An 18,326-nucleotide genomic window follows, 5' to 3' on the forward strand; every position below is an offset into this window, starting at 1 on the left:
GAGCGGTGGCTGGATTCACATTTTATGCTAGAATAGGGCTGGACGATCAAGTCCGCCCTTTACATAAGAAGTTGGATAAAAAAATGTTTTACGATTTCGCCGATTTAACAAAAAAGGAAAAAGACTATATTACGAAATACGTTGATCGGATTGAGCTAACGTATTTACTGACGCCGAGTGTGGTGAATATCCAGCCATTCATCAATGAGGAGTACCATTACGAAGGAGTTATGTTTATCACGATTCGATTAAGAAATGAAACAAAAGACGCTCACCTTTCTGTCATTGGAGAGATGATTCAAGGGGCGTTGCCAAACCCTGTCGTCATCGTATTTGAAAAAGAAAGAAACGTTCAGGTTGGTACGTGTTTAAAACGATTAAACAAAGTCGATCAAACACAAGTCGTTTTGGAGGAATTTGCGTATACGCCGTGGTTTGCATCCGACAGCGACGATGAAGCGGTTCAGCAATTTATCAATGCGGTTCATATCACAGCGTTATCTTTTTCTCACTTCTTCCGATTTTATCAAGATATTCATATCGCGGTACAGGCGTTTCAGCACGCGAAAGCGGTCGGCGCGTTTTACATCGCTACCGATGAAGAATCGCGTAAACTGATTGCGCAAATTGAACAGGCAGAAACCGAAATTGCGAAATGGAAAAACAAAATGAAAAAAGAAACGCAGTTTAACCGAAAAGTAGAGTACAACATGAACATTCAACAACTAACAAAGCAAATCGAGCAGTGGAAACAACAACTGCACAGAAAGGAGTAGCACGATGGAAAAGCTGGATGGAAAATCGATGGATCTCGTTCAAATGAACATCGAAGCGCTAAAACAGTTATTTCCGGAAGTAGTCACCGAAGGAAAAATCGATTTTGAAAAACTAAAGCTCGTTCTCGGTGAAGAGATCGAAACACGCAATGAAAAATATGAGTTCACATGGCACGGCAAAACACAGGCGATGAAACTCGCGCAAACGCCGTCCACCGGCACGCTGCGGCCAGACAAAGCCTCCAGCAAAAACTGGGATACGACCGAAAACCTTTATATTGAAGGCGACAACCTCGAAGTATTGAAGCTGTTGCAAAAATCGTATTTCGGCAAGATTAAAATGATCTATATCGACCCGCCGTATAATACGGGGAAAGATTTTGTGTACAAAGACGATTTTCGGGACAACATTAAAAACTACAAAGAAATTACGCAACAAACGACAAAGGCGAATACGGAGACAAACGGGCGATATCATACGGATTGGTTGAATATGATGTATCCGAGATTAAAGTTGGCGAGGAATTTATTGAGGGAGGATGGGGTTATTTTAGTATCCATTGATGATGTTGAATATGCAAATTTAAAAAAGATTTTGGACGAAGTATTTGGACAAGAAAATTTTATAGGTAGTTTTATTTGGAGTGCAGGAAGAAAAAATGATTCTAAACTGTAGATGAGCATTTTTCATTACAATAATTTCCATGCCCTAAGAGACAAACAGGGGACCCCTTAGGCGACATGGAGCTGTTTTTTGATCACATCAATGGGAATATCTTGCTTCGCGGCATCGTAGATGAACTCGACGACGCTGTGCCCTTTCCGAGACCGAAGAAGCTCCAGGCCGGAAGAGAGGTCTTGCTGAGATTCGGCGATGCTGTATACGCAGGCGAACAGCACCACGGCCCAATACCGTTTCACCGCCCGAATGTGACGAACACGGTACCCATCGAGCTTCAGCTGGTCTTTGGCCTGCCGGAAAAAGCATTCGATCGTCCAGCGCTGGGCATAATAACGCAAGATCTCTTCATCGCCTAGCTCCCGGTCGGTGCTCAAGACGACATGGAGATGATCTGGCGTCATCGGTTCATCCGCCTTCCAAGCCAGCAGCACCACCGCGTCATCGAGGCCATGGATCGCTCCCTCGTAGCGATACACGCGGTAACGCTCCTTCCCCACCGTGACGAGGTGGGTGTCGTTGGGCTCGATATAGCGGGCGAACTTCTTCGCTTGGATGGCGATACCTTTCGGATAGAGAATCCGGTTCGTCTTGAGCATGGCGATGACATGGAATCCTTGTTTCAGGCAGGCTTCGATGAGCGCTTGGGACGGATACCACGAATCCATGAGCACATACACCGGCTGAGCCCGTTTCCCCTTGAGCGAGGAAAGCATCTCGATCGCTAGGTCGATCTTGCTTCTTCCCGCCGTCTTGTCATACAGACGAAAGGCGAACGGGAACGCTTGCGAGAAAGTATGCACCATCAGCCAAACGAGCGAATGCCCCCAAACGGATTGATGATCTTTGTGCGAGTAGTGCCAATCACACCCTTGAATGGCGCGGGCAGCCCGTGACGAAGGCTTCGTTTTTTGGCAAATCGTATCATCAATCGAAACAAAAAGGGGTTGATTCTCCTGTTTGGCGATTCGCTGGATGCGATGAAGGATCCATTGCTGGAGTTTGCGAAGCAACGTCTCTTCATCCCAAGGGCTTTTCGTGAAAAAATGGCTGAGCGTGGTTCGATGATTGGGATGAAAACTCCAGTGATGGACATCGGTCAATGTTCCCGAAAATCCCTTGGTAGTCAAGGCATCCACAATATGAACGAGATGCTTGATGACCGGTTTCGAGAAATAAAGCGCCAATCCCAGCGTCATGAAAAACTTGTGGATTCCTTGATGATGTGCTAATCTATTCATGAGACATGAACCTCCTTGTGGGTAGTTTGAGCACATCTATTTTACTCAAGGAGCTGGGTTCATGTCTCCTTTTTTGTTTAGCTGTCAATTTATGTTAGCAAATTTGCTCATCTACAGTTCTAAATATATATCAATCTCACATGAATATATTCTTTGTTATTTTAAAAATATGGGATTTGTAAGAGAACGTGAAATTGTATGGAGAGAGAAAAAAGAAGGGCTGCAAGAAATATATGATACTGCTCAAAAGCTACTAAAGGAATGTAATGAAGATTATAAATTAGCTTCTAGATTATTAAAGGAATGGTATAATTCGCTACCAGATAATCATCCTTCCAAACAACATAAACATTATAATTGTATTGATGAGAGAGGCGTGTATTTTCCTTCAGACTTGTCTAAACCAGAAGCAAACGGTGCAAGATATGAAATTTTACATCCTGTTACTAATAAGCCTGTTAAGCAGCCAGCAGGTGGCTGGAGATATATGAATAAAGAAAAAATGTTAGAGTTAATAAATAACAACCGTATTCATTTCGGCGAGGATGAAACCACTATACCATGTTACAAACGTTACCTATTTGAAAGTGAGCACCAAGTTCCGTACAGTGTTTTTTATCAGGATAATAGAAGCGCTTCAAAGAGATTGAAAGATTTATTTGGAAAAAAAGTGTTCGATTTCCCTAAAGATGAAAATATAATAAAAAAATTAGTTAGTATCGTTTCATATGTCCAAGAAGGTGCTAATAATTTGACTAATGATATCATTTTAGACTTCTTCTCCGGCTCTGCTACCACCGCCCACGCGGTAATGCAGTTAAACGCCGAAGACGGCGGTAATCGCAAGTTTATTATGGTGCAGCTGCCTGAGAAAACAGATGAACAATCAGAGGCGTATAAAGCGGGATATAAAAACATTTGCGAAATCGGGAAAGAACGCATCCGCCGCGCTGGTGAAAAGATCGTTGAGGAAACCGGAAAAACGGATTTGGATATCGGCTTTAAAGTGTTTAAGCTCGATTCTTCCAATATCAAAGAGTGGGATCCGGACTTTGATAACCTCGAGCAAACCCTTTTCGATTTGCAGGATCACATTAAAGAAGACCGCACGAAAGAAGATTTGTTGTATGAGATTTTACTGAAAATCGGCCTGCCGCTCACTGTGCCGATTGCAGAAATTGATTATAACGGCAAAACGATTTACAATGTCGCCTATGGTTCTGTGTTGGTTTGCCTAGAAGACGAGATTGATCTTGATCTTGTTCACGAGATGTTAAACCATCGTTCCGAGCATATGTCGCCGAAAGTTATTTTTAAAGAGTCCGGTTTTATGAGCGACGCGGTGAAAACGAATGCCTTGCAAACGTTGAAAAAGCACGGCATTACGGATGTGAGGAGTGTATAGCCGATGAAGCTGAAGTTTAATGCGGATTTGGACTACCAACGACGCGCGATTGAATCGGTGGTACATATTTTCAAAGGACAGGAACTAAGTCAGTCCAATTTCACCGTTTCGTACGGACCGGATGCCGGGATGATTCAGACGGACTTAGGGGTAGGAAATCGGCTTGACCTGACGCCTGAAGAAATTTTAAAAAACGTGCAGGATATTCAAATGAAAAACGGCTTGCCGCGCAGCGAAAAGTTGGACGGCATGCATTTTACCGTTGAAATGGAAACGGGGACGGGGAAGACATACGTCTATTTACGGACGATTTACGAGTTGCATAAACATTACGGGTTTACCAAATTTGTCATCGTCGTTCCGTCCGTGGCGATTCGCGAAGGGGTATACAAGTCGCTGCAAATTACGCGGGACCATTTCAATGAACTGTATGACCATACGCCAGTAGAGTACTTTATTTACGATTCGCAAAAACTCGATCAAGTCCGTAATTTTGCGACAGCGACTACGATTCAAATTATGATCATTAATATCGACGCGTTCCGCAAAAGCTTTGAAGATCCGGAAAAAGAAGATAAAGCGAACGTCATCCACCGTCCGAACGATCGTTTAAACGGGTATCGCCCCATCGAATTTATTCAACAGACGAACCCGATTGTCATTATCGACGAACCGCAAAGCGTCGATACGACGCCGAAATCGAAAGAAGCGATCGCTTCGCTCCAGCCGCTTTGCACGCTGCGCTATTCGGCGACGCATGTGGAAAAATATAATATGGTGTATCGCCTCGATGCGGTCGACGCGTATAATCAAAAACTCGTCAAAAAAATTGAAGTCATGTCTGTTCGCTCTGAACCGTCGTTTAACGTACCGTATATCAAACTAATCGAGGTAAAGGAAGGAAAAGCGAAGATCGAACTGGACGTCGAATCGCGCGGAAAGGTGAAGCGGGCGAAGAAAACGGTGAGATACGGAGATGATTTATACGATATTTCCGGGGAACGGGAATGGTATCGCGGTTATATTGTCGAGCAAATTGATTGGACGACAGGAAACGAAGCGATCGAAATTAACGGCTACCGCTTGCGAGTCGGGGAAGCGATCGGCGATTTGGATGACGATGCGATTAGGCGATATCAAATCCGCAAAACGATCGAAGAGCATTTAAATAAAGAATTGTGGCTCCGCCCCCGCGGGATTAAAGTGCTCAGCTTATTCTTTATCGACAAAGTTGCCCATTACCGCGATTATGATAAAGACAGCAATCCAATTAAAGGAAAATATGCGTTGATGTTTGAGGAAGAATATAAGAATTTGATGCAAAAACCGAAATACCGCCCGCTCTGGGACGACCCAGGCATTGATCCAGACGTGGAAAAAGCGCACAACGGGTATTTCGCACAAGATAAAAAGGGCCGCCTGAGAGATACAAAAGGAAATACGGAAGCGGACACGGATGTGTACAACCTGATTATGAAAGACAAAGAACGGCTGCTCAGCCTCCATGAGCCGCTTCGCTTCATTTTCTCCCATTCGGCGCTTCGCGAAGGATGGGACAACCCGAACGTCTTTCAGATTTGCACGTTGAAAGACTCCGCGGGAACGTATGTATCAAGACGCCAAGAAATCGGGCGCGGATTGCGTCTGGCCGTCAATCAAAACGGGGAGCGGGTATATGACGATCATATCAACACGCTAACGGTCATGGCGACCGAATCGTACGAAGAGTTTGCGGCGACGCTGCAAAAAGAAATCGAAGAAGAAACGGGAATCAAATTTGGCAAAATCGAAAAACATCTATTTGCCCAACTCGTCTTTATCGATGAGAAGACGGAAGAGCCGGTGCAAATGGGGTATGATTTGTCAGTGAAGCTGTATGAGGAATTAAAGCAAAACGGCTATATTGACAACCAGGACAAAGTAACCGAAAAACTCAAACAAGCGATCGAAGATTATGATCTCCGTTTGAGCGACACATTCCAACCATGGCTGCCGGCGATCGTCAAAAAAATCAAACCCCACTTGCAGGGATTGCCGATCAAAGACGCAACCAAAAAGCAAAGAGTGAAATTAAATATGTCGGTATTCAATCAGGAGGAATTCAGACAGTTATGGGATAAAATTAAATATAAAACGGTCTATTCCGTCGATTTTGATAGCGAACAATTGATTCAAAAGTGCATCGAAGGCATTCAAGCGATGCCGCCCATTGAGAAGATTCGTGTTTTAAGCCGAAAGGGAAAAATTGAAATCGACCGTGTGACAGGAGTACAGGCGCAAACAGTAAGCGAAAGCGTCGAAGATTACGTCAGCTTACACCATACGCTTCCAGACGTCATTACGGAGCTGCAAAACCGTACCAATTTAACAAGAAAAACCATTGTTCGTATTTTAACCGGGTGCAAGCGGCTCGATGATTTCAAAAACCATCCGCAGAAGTTTATTGAGGAAGTCGCTAATATCATCCAGCGGCAAATGAGGCAGCTGCTGAAAGACGGCGTGAAGTATCATAAAATTGGCGATGGTGTCTATTATGCGGTTGAGTTGTTCCAAAATGAGGAACTTCTAGCTTATCTGAACGATAATTCCATCCCAAGCCAAAAATCGCTGTTTGACCATATCATTTACGATTCCGATATAGAAGAGCGATTTGCTAGGCGCTTTGAAAACGACGAACACGTCAAAGTGTATGTGAAACTGCCGAGCTGGTTCAAAATCGATACCCCGATCGGTTCTTACAATCCGGATTGGGCGCTTGTCGTTGAAAAAGATGGGGAGGAAAAACTATACTTCGTCCTCGAGACGAAGGGAGAAGAATGGGAAGACGAGCTGCGTCCTGGCGAATCAGCAAAAATCGCGTTTGCCCGCAAGCACTTTCAGGCCATTGGCACCGATATCGAGTTTATCGGACCAGAGAACGACGTGGAGCGGTTTATGTTGCGAGCTTTGAGCCGTTAAAAGTAGGAACAAAACAAAAAGATGCAACGGCTTCTGTTTATTGGTGAAAATGTGAATGGCCCGCGTAAATGCTTGGCGAAATCGATGCAGTTATTACGGTTGTGCCAGTATAGTTGAATGTTGCGAAAGTGGGAGGGGAGCAAGGTGGCTGTCATTCGCAAAGCTGATTATTATTATGGCTCATTGCTTTCGGTGTTGGTCAATGGCGGGTTAGCTCCGGCTCTATTCGAAAAGGAAAACGACAACCGTCAAATTTATGAAGTGACGACGAATAAAGGCGCGTATCTCATTTATACGAAATACAATACGACCCCATCAGGCTCAAAAGATTTCACTTGGTCGTTTTCGTTCAGTGACAATGAGATCAAGGAAATTAACAAACTTCATGCAGAAACCAACCAAGAGAAAGAGATTATTTTTGCTTTTATCTGCGCGCAGAGACAGTTGAACGATTCTAATCAAGTCATTGCGATTGTGCATTGGGATGAGTTTCTCGAATGTGTGGATATCCAAAAACAACAAACTCGGGGAACGTCGCGGCTCTCCATCAAAGCGGTCAAAGGATCTCCCAAGTTGCGCCTTTACGGCAGCAAACGTGCAGATGTATTGGATGGAAAGGATAATACAATCAAGATTGAAAGAAACCGATTGAACAGCTTATAGCTAAAACGTAGAGAATGGTGTGTAACGACCTGAACGGATGGTGTAAACTCTATCACTCTATGTTTTGATGAATTGCAAAAAATGAACGGATCGCAGGTGCAGGTTGTGAGCGGGCTAGTGAAAAAGCATGGTCGTCAATGGACGCGGTTAGAAATGTGAAGCCAAACATTTACCACCTTCCTGTTCAAAACAGCTTTGTTCTTTCGCCGTAAAATTGTCGGTCATGCGGTTTCCTAAAATGAGGAAGCTGCATGATCGACTCTATGGCTTGCCAAGCTGAGAGATATGGACAAGCGACTGAGTAGAGCCGGACAAAGAGAGCGATGGAAGAATAAAAGAGAGCTTGCCACCATAGCAAAAAACCGTTATAATACAGGCTGTACGTCTCATAGACGGTATGTCGGCAGCCAGATGCGGTCTCCCCGCTGTAAACGAGAGAGCGGAGTCGCCGACGTTGAGTGCACACACGGCGTCAAAAGGGAAAGGGGAAACCGTGCTGCTCGTGCTCTCTGTAGGAGCGATGCTTCTTGACTTTCATTCACTCTCCCGCCGCAACAGTTTCAGGAGCCCGCCTATTTATCCGTCCAATGCCGAATGCAGAGCCAACACGGCCCCGTAGCTCAGTGGATAGAGCGTCGGTTTCCTAAACCGTGCGTCGGAGGTTCGAATCCTCTCGGGGCCGCCATCTACATACGATCGGCTCGGATTGAAGTTGCTGAAACCCTTGATATGACCGCGTTTGCGGTCATTTTTCATTTTTTGGGAATCCCGAAAAAAACGATAGAATCCGAACAAATTTTGCACGAATTTTGTAGGCATGAGAAGTGCGTTGCCCATATAAAAATGATTTTGGAAAGTAGGTGAATAAAATGATCATCGCCAACAATGATACAGAAATCAACGATCATTTTGATTTCACGGATAGTATTATAACGGATATGAAATGGAACAATCCGTTAGATTTTTCTATCACGATCGACTATTATTGGGATACACAGGAAAACAGGGAAGAAAACAGAATAGTGGCGTTGCATTTTAAGGATTGCCTGGCTGTGGAGTACAAACTAAAAAAAGAGATACTAGAAATGGCAAGGGATGATATCCATTTTGATAGCTTGTTCACTATTATTCGCTTCGAAAATGTAGAGGCAAATTTACGTGGGTTTCACCATTTTCATATTTATACCTTTGATTATAAAGAGCCATTGCTAAAAATTATTTGTAAGCAGGTTCAGTTGGAGGAAGTATAGGTCGGTGTTTGAAAACAACGGAAGAAGAAAAGAAGGCCGATCGCTCGGCCTTTTTGCCTAGAAGGCTGGTGAAAAACCGCTGATTTCTTTCATCAATGGAAGAATGATTGAAAAGCAGGCACGATACAACAAGGTTTTTCTAGTTGAGAAATGGCATTGTAAAGCCGTATCCGCGAGTAAATCACCAGTCTCCTAGGATAGCAGCTGAAAATCATTTTGCATGGGATAAACGAGCGCGCCCATTCGTCCTCCTTTAGAGGGGACTTATCATAGCCCCCGCCTGTTTGAGTATACTTTTGACTGTTTTTTGGTAATTTTTTTCACTGGTGAGGGCTGGCCATTCGTCCGGATGTACGGGGATGTGTAAACGGATGATGGCCGCCCTAAAAAATTTTTTGTTTTTTGCTCGAGATGGTGGCGAAATATTCAACGATTTTGTAAAATTGATGTAAAGGAAGTTCGTTGCTTTTTGTTGTTGAAACCGCTGTAAAGCAGGGGGTTGCTCATTATATTAATATATTTTCTTCTTGCTTAATCATAATGTTATACTATTTAGCTATTGTGTTATAATGATTTTGTAACCGCACCCAAAATGAACGGGTGTCAACGGAATTGTTTCGAGCGAGCGCTCGATGTTCTTGACTATTTTACGGATAGGGATGGTAATGATGGGCAACAAACAAGCAAAAACTGATGTGATCTTAATCGGCGCTGGCATTATGAGTGCGACATTGGGGACGCTGTTGAAGGAATTGGCGCCGGAGTGGGAGATCACGGTGTTTGAAAGGTTGGAAGAAGCCGGCGTGGAAAGCTCGAATGAGTGGAATAACGCCGGGACGGGGCATGCGGCGCTTTGTGAACTGAACTATACGGTGGAGAAGCCGGACGGGTCGATCGACATTAGCAAAGCCATTAAAATCAATGAACAGTTTTATGTTTCCTTACAGTTTTGGGCTCATTTGGTGAACAGCGGAGTGCTTCGCGATCCGAAAACGTTCATTCGCCCGCTGCCGCACATGAGCTTCGTGCAAGGCGCGGACAATGTGGCGTTTTTGAAAAAGCGGTATGAAACGATGGCGGCCAATCCGCTGTTTAAAGGTATGGAATTTTCCGATGACCCGAAAAAGCTGGCCGAATGGGTGCCGCTCATGATGGAAGATCGGACAGTGACGGAGCCGCTGGCGGCGACGCGAATCGAATCAGGGACGGATGTGAACTTTGGAGCGTTGACGCGTGAGCTGTTTGAACATTTAAAACGGAAAAACGTGGAGATTCATTACCGCCACCATGTGGAAGATATCAAACGGACAAGTGATGGTTTGTGGGAGCTGAAAGTGCGGAATTTAGACAGCGGCGTTGTCGAACGGCATGCAGCGAAGTTCGTTTTCATCGGGGCCGGGGGAGGCAGCCTTCACTTGTTGCAAAAGTCCGGCATTCCAGAAGGAAAAGGCATTGGCGGCTTTCCGGTCAGCGGGCTGTTTATGGTGTGCAACAACCCGGAAGTGGTGGAAAAGCATCACGCGAAAGTGTACGGCAAAGCGAAAGTCGGCGCGCCGCCGATGTCGGTTCCGCATTTGGACACACGGTTTATCGACAATCAGAAGATGTTGCTGTTCGGGCCGTTTGCCGGTTTTTCGCCGAAGTTTTTGAAAAACGGCTCGATGCTCGACCTGTTTACTTCGGTCAAGCCGCATAACGTGTTGACGATGGTAGCGGCGGGCGTGAAAAATATGGCTTTGACGAGCTATTTGATCCAGCAAGTGCTGTTGTCCAAAGAACAGCGCATGCAAGAGCTGCGCGAATTTGTGCCGACCGCGCAAAGCGACGAGTGGGAGATCATCGTGGCCGGACAACGAGTGCAGGTGATCAAAGACACGGAATCCGGCGGCAAAGGGACATTGCAGTTCGGCACCGAGGTCGTCCATGCGGCTGACGGTTCGATCGCGGCGCTGCTTGGCGCGTCGCCGGGCGCATCGACGGCGGTTCATGTGATGTTGGAAGTCATTGAAAAATGCTTCCCCGATCGGATGAGCGAGTGGGGGCGGAAAGTGAAGGAGATGATTCCTTCCTACGGCCAATCGCTGATGAACAATGAACCGCTGCTGCGGCAAGTGCAGGCGTCTGCCGCCGAAGCGCTCGGGCTGAACGGTCATTTTGCGCTCCAGCTTGCGTAAGCTTTCGGCTGGTCCGTCTGTCGGACCGATGGAAAGGGACGCAAAGGGGCGGTCGATTCGAGCGAAACATGGAGACGAAGCTGGCGTTGATCTGTCGTAGTGAAGGGGGCGTCTCATCGCGTTTGAGACACCCTTGTTTTCATCATGGCGAAGGAACGAGGCTGAAGGGAGGCGAACGGGGGGGGGATGCCAAATCGAATGGCCTCGTTTCGTCTCGTGAGAATGAATGGGAACGGCCCAAAGCTGAGCTGGCCTTTTTCCCATTTTCATAGGCGAGGCACGGTCGGAATGAGGCGTGTGGCTGCCGATCAAAGGTCAGCGGAAAGGGGTGGGGCGATGAGATGGGTGTCGCCGCTAGAAAAGCGCCGTTTTTTGACATCGTTTTTGCAAACGCATCGGTTAAAGCATCCTGACGCCCGCTTTGTGCTTCGTTATTTGTTGCAGCACCCCCATTTGCTTGAGAATATGCATTTTACCGAAACGGACCAAAGGCAGGCGCGGTGGCTCGTTGTTTCCAGTGCAGCGGTCGAGGAGGAAGGGCTAGTCTTTTATCGGCGCGGCCAAAAAAGCACGAGCCTAGCGTCGATTATGGGCGATTTGGCGCTGCATCCAAATGAACCGCTCTATGTAACGCTTCACTTTCCAGGGAAGCTGCGAAACGTTTCTTATCTCCGATTGATTGACCATCAAGCGTTTGAAAATGTGAGGCGGCATGAACGCCATGAGAAAATGGCGAAAGCGGCAGGGCAGGTGCTCGATGAGGCGTTGAAGCGCCATGAAGTCGCGCGTTTGAAGCTGCAAATCGATCAAGCGTTGGATCGCAAGGACATGGAGCTGTTTTACAAGCTGACAGAACAGCTGAAACAATACGAAGGGCAAAGCTGAATTTCGTCGCTTCGCTTTGCCCTGCGGTTTGTCGGCCGAAACGGTTGGCCGCGCTTCGGGCCGTGAGAGCACGAGCACATCGAGCGCCGGCAGATCGGCATGTTCCTGATCAAACCGGTCAGGGACGGCGCGGCACGATGGCGGTCGACACTTCGTAGTCGTTCGGGTCGAGTTCAGTCGGCAGGCCGAGAACAAGGTTGGCCAGTTCCTTGCCGACATAAGGGCCGACGGTGAGGCCTGACGAGCCTAGTCCATTGCCGATATACAGTCCAGATAGCCCCGGAAGCGCCCCAAAGACGGGGAGAAAGCCCGGTGTGCGCGGTCGGAATCCGACTCGTGTCTCGACATAAGTAAACGTGGAGAGGCCTGGTGCAAGCGCAAGCGCTTGGTTCAACAATTCGTGCATTCCTCCGGCCGTAGGGCGGGCGTCCCATCCTGCCTCGTCTTCGTGCGTCGTTCCGATCACCATTCGCCCTTTTGGGAAAGCGAGCATATAGTGATGGTTCGGCGGCATGACCACCGGCCACTCGGAAGTGTCCTGATTCGGATGTTCCAAATGGATCAGCTGCCCTTTTTGCGGAGTGACGAGCAGCTCGATGCCGAGAGGGCGAAGCAGCTCGCAGGCCCACACGCCGGCTGTGACGATGACGGCTTCAGCCGCATAGGTCGTACCGTCAGCGTCGACGCCAATGACGCGTGCCCCTTGATGGAGCAGGCGAGCGTTGGCGCGGACGTAGGCGGCGCCGAGCTTGCGTGCCGCGTTGATGAGCGCGTCGCGCAATGCCCGGCCGTTGACGCGGGCAGCTCCGCTGACATAAATCGCATCGAATGTTTCGGCTAACGGTGGAAACAGCCTTTTCGCCTCGTTCGGCCCAAGTCGCACGATGTCCCCGATTTCTGGTGCCTCTTCGCGCCGTTTGCGCGCGCGCTCCGCCATTTGTTCCAGCTTTTGTTCATCGGTATGCAAGCAGAGGGCACCGACACGAGCATAACCGGTTTCTGTTTCCCCGTAAGATTGCAGCTCTTCGATAAGGGAAGGGTAAAACGCCGCCCCATTTTTCGCTAGCCGATACCATTTTTGGTTGCGGCGCTGCGACAGCCAAGGGCAGACGATCCCCGCCGCCGCATCGGTCGCTTGTCCTTTGTCATGGCGGTCGATGATCGTGACCGCTGCTCCTTCTTTGGCTAAGTGGTAAGCCGTCGCCGCCCCTAAAATACCAGCTCCGACAACAACGTACGATCCCATATTCACACCTTTTCTTTTTTGGCTCATCACCCCAACAAGGACTTGCCAGACGGTACCTTTCTTTGAACAAGTGTATGCAAAAAATCGTTTCTTTCTTGGCTGCATAAGTAAGGTACGTGATGAAAAATCAAGTCCAGCTTTTGGTGAAGAGCCTCTTTTTTCTACTAGCATATCATACGCCGGGCGAACGGAGAAGCCAGAGGCGCAGCTCAGGTTTGCGACCGTGGGCATAGGAGGCAGCGGTCATATCGGTGCGAGCGGGTCGGTCTGTTTTCTAAAAAAGGAAAAAGGGCAGCGGGAAAGGGGAGCTGCCCTAAAAGGTTGGTGAAAAACGGCTGTTTGCCTTGATGCTGTTTTTCGCCAGCCTTCTCAGCGTTTGACGGCGGCAAGCAAGGGGCGGCTTCAGCTGGCCTGCTGCTTCGCTTGGTAGTGCCGAATGACGGAACGGATGATATGAAGCGAGTCCCACTCTCCACCGGAAAAAAAGACGATCGGATATTTTTTCGGAAACAGGAGCGCTTGCATTTGTTTGGGCGGCATTCCGTTTTTGTACAGGTCGATGATCGTATCCTGTAGTTCAAGCAAGTAGTCGAGCTTCCGCTGCAGCGCCTCACGCCCGTTCGGAAGGTAGCCGGCGTGGGCGCAGAAGACGTCGCCGAAGTCGTGCGCCAACACGCGTTGCAACGAGGCGATGATCGTCGGGATGTCTTCTTCGCGCAGGATGACTTTCGTTTTCTCTTGGCAGTATAAGTCGCCGCTAAACAGCTGGCCCGTTTCGCGATTCAAAAAGACGACATGGTCCACGGCATGGCCCGGTGTCGGAATCACCTCCCATGTGGCGTTTCGCGAGGAAAACGCAGCGCCGATGGGTTCGGCGGCAAACGGGTCGCGCTTTCCCCAAAAGATTTTCCGATACAGCGGATAATCCGCCTTTTGTCGGCAATACTCGATCATCGGTTCATTCATATAGATGGGCAATCCCATCGTTTGTTGCAAAAACGTCGCACAACCGGTATGGTCTTCATGGTAATGGGTGATGACGACTTGATCGATGTCGTGCTGCTGAAAAAACGAGGCGAACTCGCTTTCCATCGATTTGGCTCCGGTATCAATGAGAACGCCGTCTGCGATGAAGCAGCGGACCGTAAGCCGAACGCCTTGAAACGAAGCGGTCGCTTTGGCGATGTGCACGTTGTTGACCGTTTCGGCTTCAAATCGTTTTTTGATGATTTTATGGATCCACATGGCGAGCGTTCCTCCCTTTGTGTGCAAATACTGCCACCATTATACCACAAAGAATGAATGTTCATTCATTTTTTCGTTGTTGAATGCGCCGATGCTTGAGGAGAGCGGTGGGTAAGAAAAAGTCGGCGGCTCCGGATTCGATCAGATCCGTTTTCCGTTCCTGTCGGGCGCCCCGGGCAGAGCGAAAAGGCGTTTTCCCTTGCCTTTTAGGATGGGAGGGGATACATGCAATCAAGTAGTCGGTGATCCTGGTGTTTTTCACCTGCCTTTTAGGACGGGGCGCAACGTCAAAAGAAAGCCTGCTATCGTTAAGCTTACTCCAATGGCGACTTGGTGAGTATCCCTTCTTTTGAGGGGATTGTGCATCTGTTCAAAAGAAACCGCCCGGAAAAAGGACGGGGTCACGATTTTTCAAATCATCCAGCCTTCTAGAACCGTCATTTCTATGAATGGCCTAAACCGCTGGCGGTTGGCTCATCAATATGGTAAAATGATGTAAACCACCGTTAGTTGGGCTGTTGTCTCTCAACGAATGGACGGTTAGTGTTTGTTTGCGGGAGGTGAGGACCGATGAAAACGATGTGGCAAGCGTTTATGTTTTCAGCCGTCGCTCATATGATGTATTTTGCCGCAACGATTGGTTGGGGGTACTGGAAAACAACGATGTATCAACCTGACATCGCCAACGCTTGGGAGAGCGTCGGCCAGCTGCAAAACGAAGTGGTGTTCAGTCAAACAAGTTCACCGATTGTGTATGTATGGTCATTGATCGGTGTGACGGTGATTAGTGCGATCGTGCTCCATATGTATAAAGCGGCTCGGCAATAAAGGAACAGCAACGAATCAAACTGTTTATGAGCGAGCGGGAGGGGATTGCTTGTGATTGTGACAACGACCAGTACCATTCAAGGAAAAGAAATCGAGGAATACTTAGGCATTGTCGCGGGAGAGGTCATTTTGGGCGCCAATGTTATCCGCGATTTTCTTGCCAGCATTACCGATATTATCGGCGGGCGAAGCGGAACGTATGAAAGCAAGCTGGCTGAAGGGCGGGAGATGGCGATCAAGGAGATGGTCAATCAGGCGAGAAGCCTTGGCGCCAACGCTGTGATCGGGGTGGATCTCGACTTTGAAACACTGCGCGATGGCATGATGATGTGCATTGCCACGGGGACGGCGGTGCGGCTGAAACCGTAATGGGCGAGAGAGCATTGCAAAAGGGGAGACCGCTTGTTCTACACATCTTTCCGGTTCGTTCTATATGTTGTGTCTATGTGGAAGGCAGGCCGACTTTTGGGTCAGGCCTTTTTTTGTTTGGGTGCGGCGGTGGAAATGTCGGTCAGCGGCAGTTTGTAGCGGGGCAAACGAGTTGACAATGAAAAAAAGGTCGGTTATGATTCACATATATGAACAAATGCTCATATATTAAAATGTGGGGGAACAGCCATGAACGCAGAGGATCATTCGTTTTTAGATCCACGTGTAATTGAGGAAGTGGCACGGATTTTTAAAGCGTTAGCCGATCCGACACGGATTAAAATTTTGTATTTGCTTTCCCAAGAAGAATGCCATGTTGGCCATATGGCGGAAGTGCTCGGCATGTCGCAATCGGCGGTTTCCCATCAGTTGGCGCTGCTGCGGACGTTGCGGCTTGTCAAATATCGTCGTGAGGGGAAAATGTTGGTGTACTCGTGCGATGACGAACATGTCATTTCGTTGCTCAAGCAGGCGATTGATCACGCTCAACATTCATGAGGGGGAGAGAATGGATGCATCATCATGCGCATGGCCATTGCGATCACCATCACGGGCATCATCAAAGCAGAGAGGGAAATCAAAAAGGGTTGGCGATCGCCTTTGCCGTAACGGTCGGGATTATGGTGCTCGAGTTTGTCGGCGGGCTTGTGACGAACAGCTTGGCTCTTCTTTCCGATTCGGGGCATATGCTGAGTGATGCGGCTTCGCTTCTGTTAAGCTTGGTGGCAGTGTGGCTGGCATCGAGGCCCGCGTCGCCGAAGAGAACGTATGGATTTTACCGGTTTGAGATTTTAGCGGCGCTCGTAAACGGGGTCACGCTGGTCGGGATTGCGGCTTGGATTATTTGGGAAGCGGCAGGCAGGCTGGTGAATCCTCCTGATGTCGCGAGCGGGACGATGATGGCCGTGGCGGCTGTCGGGTTGGTGGCCAATCTCGTCAGCGCGTGGGTGTTGTTGCGCCAAGGAGACGTCAAAGAAAACGTCAATGTCCGCAGCGCGTATCTTCATGTCCTCGGCGATGCGCTAGGTTCGGTCGGCGCGATCGTGGCGGGGCTTGTCATGTGGCTGTTTGGCTGGTATGCGGCCGATCCGCTCATCTCCATCTTGGTCGCCGTTTTGATTTTGCGAGGGGCCTTCGCCGTCGTTCGGCAGACGGTGCACATTTTAATGGAAGGAACGCCTGTGGCTATTGATCAAGCAGAAGTCAAAACGGCGCTTTCCGGCATTGACGGGGTGGTCGATGTCCATGATTTGCATATTTGGACGATCACTTCCGGACTCGATTCGTTAAGCTGCCACTTGCTTATTGAAGATGGCCGCGATGCGCAGGCGATTTTGCAGCAGGCGATTGATTTAGTGGAAACCCGTTTTCACATTCGCCATGCGACCATTCAAATCGAAATGCCGCACATCCGCCATAGCGAAATGGAAGTGTAAGGGCGGGCCGTTCGTGGCCCCGCCCTCTCTTAGTTGCCCGGCATATGTCTGCTGCCTTAGGCGGCCGTGAACCGTTGATCCGATGGAGGCGATGGGGATGTGCCCGAGACAAAGACCGTGCGGAAAACGCCTTCGTCGTTTAACGGTTTTGCAATCTGTCAAGAAAAATGCGCACGGTTTGTTTGTTTTCCATCACCGGAGAATAGATGTAGGAAAACATCCGGTAAAACGGCGGGTGCTTCAAGCGGATGACTGACAGATGGCCGTGCTCGATGTCGCGGGCGACAACGCTGCGCGACAGCAAGGACAGGGCGTTGCCGTTGATTAACATTTCTTTGATGCCTTGGTTGCTGCTGATGATCATGAGTGATTTCACCTTTAATCCGTTGGAACGGATGAAGTGGTTGAAATATTCCCTTGTCCCTGATCCGACTTCGCGCGCCACCCATGCTTCATTTTGTAAATCGGTGATCGCCACTTCCTCTTTTTGTGCCAATTCGTGGCGGTTGGAAGCGACGATGACAAGTTCGTCCTGCATGAACGGATGAACGGACAGCTCTTTTTCGTTCGTTTGCCCTTCGATCAAGCCGATATCCACTTGGTATGAGCGGACGAGTTCGACGATTTCTTTTGTGTTGCCGATCATTACCTCAAGTTCGAGTTCCGGGTAGCGCTGTTGGAAGTCGAGCAAAAACGGCGGCAAAATATACTCCCCGATCGTAAAGCTGGCGCCGATTTTTAATTCGCCTTTTACCGAGTGGTGATGCTCTAAAATATCTTGCTTCGTCTGTTCATAAAGCGCCATCATTTGTTTGGCGCGGTCATACAGGAGTTCACCGGTCGGCGTCATTCGCAGCTGCTTCGGGGAACGGATGAACAGTTTCGTTTGAAACTCTTTTTCCAAGTTTTTAATATGCAAGCTGACACTCGGCTGGGAGAGGTGGAGAATCTCCGCTGTTTTTGTGAAATTTTTCACTTCTGCCAGCGTAATGAACGTTTTTAGTTCATCGTAGTACATCAGTGATTCCTCCATCTGTGGTTGAATCGGGCTGTCGGCTTCCTGCCCTATTTTGGTGGAACGGGTTTTGTGCCGACTGTCGCTGGCTACCAC

Annotated in this window: 14 protein-coding genes, 1 tRNA gene and 2 pseudogenes; 13 read left to right on the forward strand and 4 right to left on the reverse strand. The window is 48.4% G+C overall.

Going from position 1 to position 18,326, the window contains the following annotated elements; all coding sequences use genetic code 11:
• Positions 1-5 precede the first annotated feature (5 nt).
• Together ACTVIM_RS06760 and ACTVIM_RS06765 are read left to right on the forward strand one after the other, a co-directional pair.
• Positions 6-776: a DUF4391 domain-containing protein gene (locus tag ACTVIM_RS06760; RefSeq protein ID WP_445614013.1), complete on the forward strand. Its 771-nt coding sequence runs from the start codon at positions 6-8 to the stop codon at positions 774-776.
• 4 nt (positions 777-780) lie between these two features.
• A pseudogene (locus ACTVIM_RS06765) lies at positions 781-1,446 on the forward strand (site-specific DNA-methyltransferase); the annotation flags it as partial.
• A gap of 62 nt (positions 1,447-1,508) precedes the next feature.
• On the opposite strand, the gene ACTVIM_RS06770 reads toward ACTVIM_RS06765, so the two are convergent.
• Positions 1,509-2,696: an IS701 family transposase gene (locus ACTVIM_RS06770; protein ID WP_445612376.1), complete on the reverse strand. Its 1,188-nt coding sequence runs from the start codon at positions 2,694-2,696 to the stop codon at positions 1,509-1,511.
• Between the two features lie 118 nt (positions 2,697-2,814).
• On the opposite strand from ACTVIM_RS06770, the pseudogene ACTVIM_RS06775 reads away from it, so the two are divergent.
• The 7 genes and pseudogenes from ACTVIM_RS06775 to ACTVIM_RS06805 all read left to right on the forward strand — a co-directional run.
• Positions 2,815-4,101 (forward strand): annotated as a pseudogene (locus ACTVIM_RS06775) (site-specific DNA-methyltransferase); the annotation flags it as partial.
• 3 nt (positions 4,102-4,104) lie between these two features.
• Positions 4,105-7,059, forward strand: coding sequence for a type III restriction-modification system endonuclease (locus tag ACTVIM_RS06780; protein WP_445614014.1), 2,955 nt, complete (start codon positions 4,105-4,107; stop codon positions 7,057-7,059).
• 144 nt (positions 7,060-7,203) lie between these two features.
• Positions 7,204-7,722, forward strand: a complete 519-nt coding sequence (locus ACTVIM_RS06785) for a hypothetical protein (RefSeq protein WP_445614015.1) — start codon at positions 7,204-7,206, stop codon at positions 7,720-7,722.
• 609 nt (positions 7,723-8,331) lie between these two features.
• Positions 8,332-8,407, forward strand: a tRNA-Arg gene (locus tag ACTVIM_RS06790).
• Positions 8,408-8,591: 184 nt separating this feature from the next.
• A complete protein-coding gene (locus tag ACTVIM_RS06795; RefSeq protein ID WP_445614016.1) occupies positions 8,592-8,972 on the forward strand; it encodes a hypothetical protein in 381 nt (126 codons plus the stop codon).
• Between the two features lie 668 nt (positions 8,973-9,640).
• Complete coding sequence (locus ACTVIM_RS06800; protein WP_445614017.1) at positions 9,641-11,146, forward strand: malate:quinone oxidoreductase; 1,506 nt, start codon at positions 9,641-9,643, stop codon at positions 11,144-11,146.
• A 336-nt stretch (positions 11,147-11,482) separates the two neighbouring features.
• Entirely contained in the window at positions 11,483-12,031 is a 549-nt protein-coding gene (locus ACTVIM_RS06805) for a YpiB family protein (protein WP_144973970.1), read from the forward strand.
• Positions 12,032-12,149: 118 nt separating this feature from the next.
• On the opposite strand, the gene ACTVIM_RS06810 is transcribed toward ACTVIM_RS06805, so the two are convergent.
• A complete protein-coding gene (locus ACTVIM_RS06810; RefSeq protein ID WP_445614019.1) occupies positions 12,150-13,277 on the reverse strand; it encodes an NAD(P)/FAD-dependent oxidoreductase in 1,128 nt (375 codons plus the stop codon).
• A 402-nt stretch (positions 13,278-13,679) separates the two neighbouring features.
• Complete coding sequence (locus ACTVIM_RS06815) at positions 13,680-14,522, reverse strand: MBL fold metallo-hydrolase (RefSeq protein ID WP_445614020.1); 843 nt, start codon at positions 14,520-14,522, stop codon at positions 13,680-13,682.
• Positions 14,523-15,092: 570 nt separating this feature from the next.
• Between ACTVIM_RS06815 and ACTVIM_RS06820 the strand changes: the two genes are divergently transcribed.
• The 4 genes from ACTVIM_RS06820 to ACTVIM_RS06835 all read left to right on the forward strand — a co-directional run bounded on the left by ACTVIM_RS06820 (position 15,093) and on the right by ACTVIM_RS06835 (position 17,215).
• Complete coding sequence (locus tag ACTVIM_RS06820; protein WP_445614022.1) at positions 15,093-15,350, forward strand: hypothetical protein; 258 nt, start codon at positions 15,093-15,095, stop codon at positions 15,348-15,350.
• A gap of 51 nt (positions 15,351-15,401) precedes the next feature.
• Positions 15,402-15,719 carry a YbjQ family protein gene (locus ACTVIM_RS06825; RefSeq protein ID WP_445614023.1) on the forward strand — a complete coding sequence of 106 codons (318 nt, stop codon included), beginning with the start codon at positions 15,402-15,404 and terminating at the stop codon, positions 15,717-15,719.
• Between the two features lie 249 nt (positions 15,720-15,968).
• Complete coding sequence (locus tag ACTVIM_RS06830) at positions 15,969-16,277, forward strand: ArsR/SmtB family transcription factor (RefSeq protein WP_445614024.1); 309 nt, start codon at positions 15,969-15,971, stop codon at positions 16,275-16,277.
• A gap of 14 nt (positions 16,278-16,291) precedes the next feature.
• Positions 16,292-17,215 carry a cation diffusion facilitator family transporter gene (locus ACTVIM_RS06835; protein ID WP_445614025.1) on the forward strand — a complete coding sequence of 308 codons (924 nt, stop codon included), beginning with the start codon at positions 16,292-16,294 and terminating at the stop codon, positions 17,213-17,215.
• 139 nt (positions 17,216-17,354) lie between these two features.
• Here the strand turns inward: ACTVIM_RS06835 and ACTVIM_RS06840 are convergent, their stop codons facing one another.
• The gene (locus tag ACTVIM_RS06840; protein WP_033021264.1) at positions 17,355-18,233 is read right to left on the reverse strand and encodes a LysR family transcriptional regulator; all 879 of its coding nucleotides are present in this window, start codon (positions 18,231-18,233) and stop codon (positions 17,355-17,357) included.
• Positions 18,234-18,326: the final 93 nt, after the last annotated feature.

The sequence above is a fragment of the Geobacillus sp. YF-1 genome (assembly GCF_052692335.1).